Consider the following 7,702-nt stretch of genomic DNA (forward strand, 5'->3'; position numbering starts at 1 on the left):
GTGGAGGCCCGCTCCACCGCCTGCGTGTGGCTCCTGGGCGCTAACGACTCGCTCTCGGCGCTCCTGCGCGATGTGTTCGCCGAGGATGGCCTTGCCCTGCACACGGGAGAGGCGGGCGCCCCGCGTGCCGATCTGGTGCTCGTCCACATCCAGCGTGGAGAGAGCGTCCTGGGGGCGCTGCAGAGCGCCCGAGATGGCACCTACCCGGCGCCGGTCTTCGTCCTGGTGCCCTTCGCCGACGAGCGGCTGATTCAACTCGCGCTCCGGCTGGGAGCTCGCGGCTGCTTCGCCCTGGGCCAACCCCTGGATGAACTGCGCCGCATGGTGTGCGCCGTAATCGAGCGTCAGGGAAACGGCCTTGCCGGCCAGGGTCCCGCCTTCAGGAAGGTACGATGATGGACTTCGCCGTCGCTTCGCTGACAGCGCCCTCAGGGACGCAGGAAACGACGCTCTTCCAGATGAAGGGCGTGCTCGTCACCAGCCAACGGCTGGTCACGGACGGGCGGACCTGGCTGCTCGGTGACGTGGAGCGGGTGGAGGCGGTCCACCGGGCGCCGCGGGTGCTGCCGTTGCTCTGCATCCTGTCGCTGGGCGTGGTGCTGGGGCTGCCGGTGCTGCACGCGGCCATGGCGGCGCCGGGCGCACAGGGCAAGGGAGTGTACGAGGCAGCCCTTGGGTTGGCGGGGCTGGCCATCTTCGGCTCGATCGCGGGCCTGCTCTTGGCCGAGGACACGTACTGGCTCGTGCTGTGGACGCGGCAGCAGGAGCGGCGCGTGTTCCGCAGCCGGGATCACCGCCTCGTCTCCCGCCTGGCGGTCCTGGTGACCGAAGCAGCGGTGGCGGCGAGGCAGCGGCCCGGGAGTGTCACACCCCCTGGGTGGCGATGACGCGCTCGGCGTGGCGGCACAGCACGGTGACGAATTGACCGAACTGGGCGAAGCGCTTGTTGGTCGTCTGCCCCAGGGCGTAGCGGTAGTAGATCTGCTGGGCGATGACAGCGAGCCGGAACAGGCCGAACACGTAATAGAAGTGGAAGTCGTTGATGGGCAGGCCCGACTTCTCCGCGTAGCGGGCGACGAGCTCGCGGCGGGTCATCATGCCCGGCAGGTGCGTGGGGAGCTGACGGGCCATCTGGAAGTCAGGCGGATCATCCGCCTGGACCCAGTAGGCCAGGGAACAGCCGAGGTCCATCAAGGGATCGCCCAGGGTGGCCATCTCCCAGTCGAGCACGCCGATGATGCGCAGCGGGTTCTTCGGGTCGAGCACGACGTTGTCGAACTTGTAGTCGTTGTGGATGAGGGCGGCGCGTCCGCTCTCGGGAGGGAGGTGCTCGGCGAGCCACTTCATGAGCGGCTCGGCGTCGGGCACGTCCTGCGTGCGGGCCTTTCGGTAGCGCTCGCTCCAGCCGTCCACCTGGCGGCGCACATAGCCCTCGGGCTTGCCAAAGTCGGCGAGCCCCGCGGCCTGAACGTCCACGCGGTGCAAGGCCACCTGCACGTCGAGCAGGTTCTCGCAGAGGGTGCGCGCGTCCTCGGGGCTCAAGGAGAAGCCCGGGGGAAGGTCCTTGCGGAGGATGACGCCCTGGAGCCGCTCCATCACATAGAAGGGGCAGCCCATCACGCTCTCGTCCTCGCAGAAGAGGACGGGCTTGGGAGCGTAGGGGAACACACGGTGCAGGGCGGACAGCACGCGGACCTCTCGGCCCATGTCATGCGCGCTCTTCGCCTTGGTGCCGAAAGGAGGGCGGCGGAGCACCCACTCGCGCTCGCCCTGGCGGACGAGATAGGTGAGGTTGGAGGCGCCGCCGGGGAACTGGGTGATGTGCAGCGGGCCGGTGAACTCGGGGCTCTGGCGGGCCATCCACTCCAGCAGCTTGCCGGCGTCCAGCTCCTCGCCGGCGCGCGGTGGGGCGGTCTCCTCGGGGGACTTGGATTCCATGAGAGGGCTCAGCGGTAGGTGAGGAGGCCCGCGTCACCGACGAGCTCCAGGTGGGCGACGTTGTTGAAGCTGGAGAGCATCAGCGCGCCGCGGCGGATCCGCAGCTCGGTGACGGAGGCGTTGTAGATGGCCCAGTTGAGGGAGAAGGTCTTCTCGGGAGTCAGGCCCAGGGCGGCCTGGACGGCGAGGGAGATGGGGCCACCGGAGGTGACGATGACGATGCGCTCGGGACCGGAGCGGGCGAGCTTCTCCAGGGCTTCGCGGATGCGCGTATGGAAGGCCTCCCACGTCTCGAAGGGAGCGCGCTCGTGGGGCGAGCCGCCCACCCAGTGGTGCATGACCTGAGCGAAGGCGTCCTGGAACTGGCGGGTGTCGGAGAAGAGGGTGAGCCGGTCATCCGGAGAGAGCCCCATGTCCTGCATGACGCGAGGCAGGTAGGCGCCGAGGATGGCCTCGTGGTCGTACTCATTGAAGGCGGGATGGGCGTCCGGGGTGGGAGCGGACGCCAGTCCCCGGACCATGGCGGCGAGGGTGGCACGTTGCCGGTCGAGAGTGCCGCTGAGCCAGGCATCGGCGCGGAAGGCGATGCGCTGGAGGTGCTGGCCCAGCAGGAGTGCCTGCCGCTCGCCGAGGGCCGAGAGTTGGTCATAGCGGCTGGCGCCGAAGGAGGCCTGGCCGTGGCGGACGAGGTAGAGGCGGGTCATGCGGTTCTCGGGAGCGTCAGGAGCGGCCCATGTGCTTCTCGTAGCGCTGCTCGAGCGAGGTGAAGTAGCCGCGCTGTTCCCAGAGGGCGGCGGCGAGCCGATCGGCGAGGGAAGCGACCTCGGCCTCCTCGCCCTTCTGGGGGACGCGGGGCTGTCCGAGCAGAGGGTTCATCAGCGCCTTGGTGGCCTCGGAGAGGAGCAGTCGGCTGCCCTCGAAGAAGCGCTTCAGGAGCTGATTGACGGGGCGGGTGTCCATCTCCTTGCAGGCGGCGACGATGGCGTCATGGACGCGCAGGGGCGCATCGGTCTCCAGGGAGCTGGCGTTCAAGTCGCCCCGGGCGAGGGCGTGCTGGATGAGATAGCCGTGGTGGAGGGTGACGGAGGTCATGTCGACGCAGTCCTTCACCCACAGCACGAGGAAGATCCGGCGGAAGATCTTCTTGAAGGGAAAGAGCGCTACGGTCTTGAGGACGCCGAGGATGCGCCCTCCCAGGGTGGAGGACACGTGCGAGCCGGCGAGGACGACCACGGCCTTCTGGGGGGTGGGCAGGGAGTGCTCTTGGAGCACGGCCCGGATCATCCGCTCACGGACCTGACGGAGCGCATAGTCGTCGAGGAAGGGAACGGGGATGAGGGGAGTGAGCCCGGAGGCGACGGCATGAAAGGCCACGCGCCCGAGCTGGGGCGGAGGGGCATTGGAGGGACGCGGATTCTCCTCGGTCATGGCCCCTTCATACTCGGTCTGGCCACCTGCATGCAGGTGGCCAGCGTGGAGCGCTAGTTCTTCACGAGCTCGAAGTTGTCGAACGCGGCCCAGTTGTAGGCGTTGGCGTCCGTGTAGACGCCAATCTCGATGGATCCGTTGGTCACCTGGATGCCGGTGATGGTGTACTTGGTGTAATTGGTGACGACGCTGGAGCCAATCTCCGCGGTCTTCTCCGCGCCGCCATAGTTCTTGGCATACAGGCGCAGGACGTTCTGTCCGCCGCCGGAGCGCACGTAGACGCTGGCGGTGTACGTCCCATTGGCCACGGTCTTGGTCTGCCCAAGGAGCTGCTGATAGGCGCCCACCTCGAAGAGGGTGAGCTTGTAGGCGCCGAGATAGGGGTAGTCGGTGTCCACCTTGTAGGCGAGCGCGGCGTTGTGCCACTCGCTGTTCCAGCTCGAAGCGTTGCCGGCCTCGAAGCTTGGGTTGGCGAGCAGGTTGGTCGGGGTGCCGGTGCTCTGACGCGTCCACTTGTACGTGCCCACCGTCTTGGCGGGGATCGTGGCGAGGAGCTCCTGGCCCTCGGAGGAGAGCTTGAACGTCTGGCTCGAGGCCGTCTGGTTGATGATGACGGAGACAACGGAGTTGTCCGGGTTGAGGAAGGACACGTTGGTCACGGTGCCGCTCGAGCCATAGGAGCTGGAGATGCGCTTGGCGCCCGGCTGCACGTACTTGGAGTATTGGGCGATGAGGTACAGCTCAGGGAGCACCCAGTACGTGTCATAGGTATAGGCGTTCTGGATGAGCATGGTGGGGCCGGGAGTGCCGGTCCACTGCTCGGGCTTGATGGTGCTGTCGAGCATCGTCACCCAGGCGTTGTAGCTGACGGCCCAGTTGCGGAAGTACTGGGCCATGCGGTCGGCGCCGGTGGTGCCCCACCAGGAGCGCTCGGTCATCAGCATGTTCTTGTTGGGATAGGAGTTGTGCAGCTGAGTCATGGCGCTCGGATCGCCGGCGTAGTCGTGAAAGGCCACGCCATCCACCGCCGCGTTGGCGGTGGCGTCACTCATGATGGGAGCCATGTAGGAAGCGGCCGAGTCGAAGTTGTGGTCGTAGGCCCAGATCTTCACGCCGCCCAGACCATTGGCGTTCAGCTCGTTGCGCACGGCGATGATGAGCTGGCGCTCTTGGTCCGAGGTGACGCTGGTGCTGGGGTAATCGGGCGCGGTGTACAGCGGCTCGTTCTGCACGGTGAGCGCGTAGATGGGAATGCCCTGCGCCTGATAAGCCTGAATGGCCTTGCGGTAGTAGGTGGCGAGGACGGGAATGTGCTGGGTGAGCAGCTTGCCGCCGATGAGGCTCTGGTTGTCCTTCATCCAGGCGGGAGGGCTCCAGGGGCTGGCGAAGATCTTCAGGTTGGGATTGACGGCCAGCGCCTGCTTGAGCGTGGAGATGATGTTGTAATCGATGTCCTTCTGGATGGAGAAGTAGGTGAGGCTGGGGTCGGTCTGCCCATAGGGGCGGTCGTCGTAGGTGTAGAAGGTCCGGCCGGTGAAGTCAGAGGCGCCCAGGGTGATGCGCAGGAAGTTCATGCCCGCGCCGGTCGAGGGGTCGAGCAGCTTCCTGAGGACCTCGGTCCGCTTCGTCGCGGACATGCGGGCGAGGTTGAAGACGGTGGACTCCTCCATCGAGGTGCCGATGCCCAGGATGGTCTGGTATTGCACCGACGGGTCCACGGTGATGGTGGTGGCCGAGGTGGAGGTGGGGTTGGTGAAGGTGCCGGAGGCCTGTTGGCTCAGCGCATGGGAAAACGCGATCGGCCCGTTGAACCAGGCGCCATCGCCAGGGTTCTTCTCGGAGGTCCAGACGACCTGCACCGTGGGGCCCGCGGAAGCGGTCGTTCCCGCGAGCAACACCGCGGTCAGCAGGCCGTTCAAGGACAGGGGAAGGCTTCTTGACAGCGCTTTCAAGAGTGACGCCATGTATGGCTCCTTCATGCCGGGAGTGGGGCTATACCGGCGCGAAGTCGCTCATAGCGTTCGCTGTGATGTCAAGTTTTGCGCGAATTTCAATGAGAGCCGCTCTGGGGAGGGTTCACGATGCTGAACGCTTCTCGGCCCATTGCCGCGCGGCCTGAATGGTGTTCGCGAGCAGCAGGGTGATGGTCATCGGGCCCACGCCTCCGGGCACGGGGGTGATGGCCTCGGCCTTCTGGCTGACGGCGTCGAAGTCGACATCGCCGACCATGCGGTAGCCGCGCGGAGAGCTCTCATCGGGGACGCGGTTCTGGCCCACGTCGATGACCACGACGCCCGGTTTCACCATGTCGGCGGTGATGAGGTTCTGCTTTCCCACCGCGACGATGAGGATGTCCGCCTGCCGAGTGAACGAGGCGAGGTCCTGCGTGTGTCGGTGGGTCAGGGTGACAGTGGCGTCAGGTCCGGGAGCCATGAGCAGCGAGGCCAGCGGCTTGCTGACGATGAGGCTGCGGCCCACGATGACGACGTGCCTGCCCCGGGTGGGAATGCCCTCGCGGCGGATCATCTCCATGATGCCTGCGGGGGTGCATGGCACGAAGGCGCGCGGGTCGCCCACGAAAGCGAGCCCGGCGTTGAGGGGGTGGAAGCCGTCCACGTCCTTGTCCGGGTGGATGTGCTCCAGCACGGCCTTGTAGGGCAGGTGAGCGGGGAGCGGGAGCTGCACCAGGATGCCATGCACCTCGGGGTCGGCGTTCAGGCGGTCGATGACCGAGAACAGCTCCTCCGTCGAGACGTCCTCCGGAAGGTTCAGCGTCCGGCCCTTCATCCCGAGGGCCTCGCACGCACGAGTCTTGCTAGCCACGTAGGCTTGGCTCGCCGGATTGTTCCCCACCAGCACCACGGAGAGCCCAGGGGTGACGCCGTTGGCCCGGAGTGCCGCCACCTGCTGGGCCATCTCCTCCCGCATCACCCGGCTGTACTCGGTCCCGTCAATGATCCGCGCCATGGGCGGCTCCTTACCCCAACAAGCCGGTGGGTGGGCGAGAAAGCGGAGGCGCGCTCCAGCGCGAGTGTCCGAGTGGTACAAGCTGTCATGGACTCTCAGATGGTGGAACTCGTGGGGCGAAACTGGCTTGTGACGGAGCTTCTCCGCGCTGGTTTGGAAGTGGCACGCCCCGAGCGAGATCGCGGAATCGATCTGATCGTCTACAGTGACCTGGATCATCAGGTGGGGGACTTCATTGCTTGTCCCATCCAGATGAAGGCCCACTCGGATCGTTCGTTCAGCGTCCACAAGAAGTACGAGAAGTTCCGCCGGCTTCTCCTCGTCCATGTCTGGGACCTCGATCGCCCCGTTGCAACTCGAGCGTACGCTCTGACGTACGCCGAGGCTGTCAGTGTCGCAGAGGCGATGAGGTGGACGAAGACGGATTCGTGGAAGACGGGGGGGAAGACACGAAAGCCGGGATACACGACAAATCGCCCCAGCCAAGAGTTGATCAAGCTGCTGGAGCCCTACCTCATGACAACGGAGGCTTGGCGCGCCAGGATCAACGCGCTCGCGCGGATGAGTATCAGTGGTGCGCCATGAGGAATGAGAATCGAACTCACCATGGGCGGCTCGCACGGCCACTCACCGGTTTTGAAGCCCCGCCGCACAGATCCGCAAGGTGTTGGCAGGGTTGGAGGGCCATCGAATTCCCTCTGAAAATGGGCTGACGGCGTGTTCATGAAGGTCCACGAGCGTCCAGCCATTGTGGGTACAACTTGGGTACGGTCCGCTGATGACGTGGGTTGGAGTCACTTTGAACGACCGCGTGACGCTCGTGAAAGCGTGGACGGCGCGGACTTCTGCTTCCGGATCGGTCGCTTTTTCGATGGAGGCTGCGCGTTCGGGTCTTCCAGGCCAAAAATCGCCCATTGAAGCCCTGCAGGCTCTGGCACGTATGGTCCTTCTGGTTTCTTGAACGCATAGTCCCGTAGGTAGTCCAGTACGCTAACGGCGTCGTGCAGGTCCCGTTCCTCCGCGATCTCTCGTACCACCTTGAAGTGATCGAGCAGTGTCTCCTTGAGGTCGTCAAGGCGGTTTAAGAGCGCTCAAGACCCCGTGCGCTGGCGTAGCCCCTGCGCTTCAGCCAGTTGAGCAGGCCGCGTCGGCAGTTCCAGGTGCTCCAAAATGGCGCGCAGCCCGTCGGGTGCCTTCAGGGTAAGACCTCGCCGTGCCCCGTCGTGACGGGTTCTCCTTCTTGTGAGACCACCTGCGGCCACACACCAGGAGGTGGTCCGTGGAGTTGGAGAAGGACTTGGAGCAGTTCCGTCAGGAGGCGCAGCGGCTGAAGGCTGGGCGGCGCAGTGGCTCGTTGCCGTTCCCTGAG

At 65.7% G+C, this 7,702-nt stretch carries 8 protein-coding genes; 3 read left to right on the top strand and 5 right to left on the bottom strand.

Annotation, left to right across the window (positions count from 1 at the left end):
• Together SYV04_RS24815 and SYV04_RS24820 are read left to right on the top strand one after the other, a co-directional pair.
• Positions 1–396 carry a DNA-binding transcriptional response regulator gene (locus tag SYV04_RS24815; RefSeq protein ID WP_321548357.1) on the top strand — a complete coding sequence of 132 codons (396 nt, stop codon included), beginning with the start codon at positions 1–3 and terminating at the stop codon, positions 394–396.
• Positions 393–887: a DUF6232 family protein gene (locus tag SYV04_RS24820; RefSeq protein WP_321548358.1), complete on the top strand. Its 495-nt coding sequence runs from the start codon at positions 393–395 to the stop codon at positions 885–887. The genes SYV04_RS24815 and SYV04_RS24820 overlap by 4 nt, the downstream gene beginning before the upstream one ends.
• Here SYV04_RS24820 and SYV04_RS24825 read toward each other — a convergent pair.
• The 5 genes from SYV04_RS24825 to folD form a co-directional block, all read right to left on the bottom strand.
• Positions 865–1,938, bottom strand: a complete 1,074-nt coding sequence (locus tag SYV04_RS24825) for a phosphotransferase family protein (RefSeq protein WP_321548359.1) — start codon at positions 1,936–1,938, stop codon at positions 865–867. The genes SYV04_RS24820 and SYV04_RS24825 overlap by 23 nt on opposite strands.
• An 8-nt stretch (positions 1,939–1,946) precedes the next feature.
• Positions 1,947–2,642: a histidine phosphatase family protein gene (locus SYV04_RS24830; protein WP_321548360.1), complete on the bottom strand. Its 696-nt coding sequence runs from the start codon at positions 2,640–2,642 to the stop codon at positions 1,947–1,949.
• Between the two features lie 16 nt (positions 2,643–2,658).
• The gene (locus SYV04_RS24835) at positions 2,659–3,366 is read right to left on the bottom strand and encodes a hypothetical protein (RefSeq protein ID WP_321548361.1); all 708 of its coding nucleotides are present in this window, start codon (positions 3,364–3,366) and stop codon (positions 2,659–2,661) included.
• A 53-nt stretch (positions 3,367–3,419) separates the two neighbouring features.
• Positions 3,420–5,285, bottom strand: a complete 1,866-nt coding sequence (locus SYV04_RS24840; RefSeq protein ID WP_321548362.1) for a glycoside hydrolase family 30 protein — start codon at positions 5,283–5,285, stop codon at positions 3,420–3,422.
• Positions 5,286–5,442: 157 nt separating this feature from the next.
• Positions 5,443–6,333 carry a bifunctional methylenetetrahydrofolate dehydrogenase/methenyltetrahydrofolate cyclohydrolase FolD gene (gene folD / locus SYV04_RS24845; protein ID WP_321548363.1) on the bottom strand — a complete coding sequence of 297 codons (891 nt, stop codon included), beginning with the start codon at positions 6,331–6,333 and terminating at the stop codon, positions 5,443–5,445.
• Positions 6,334–6,420: 87 nt separating this feature from the next.
• On the opposite strand from folD, the gene SYV04_RS24850 reads away from it, so the two are divergent.
• Positions 6,421–6,918, top strand: coding sequence for a hypothetical protein (locus SYV04_RS24850; RefSeq protein WP_321548364.1), 498 nt, complete (start codon positions 6,421–6,423; stop codon positions 6,916–6,918).
• Positions 6,919–7,702: the final 784 nt, after the last annotated feature.

This window comes from Hyalangium ruber, from assembly GCF_034259325.1.
In the GTDB taxonomy this organism is placed as follows: domain Bacteria; phylum Myxococcota; class Myxococcia; order Myxococcales; family Myxococcaceae; genus Hyalangium_A; species Hyalangium_A rubrum.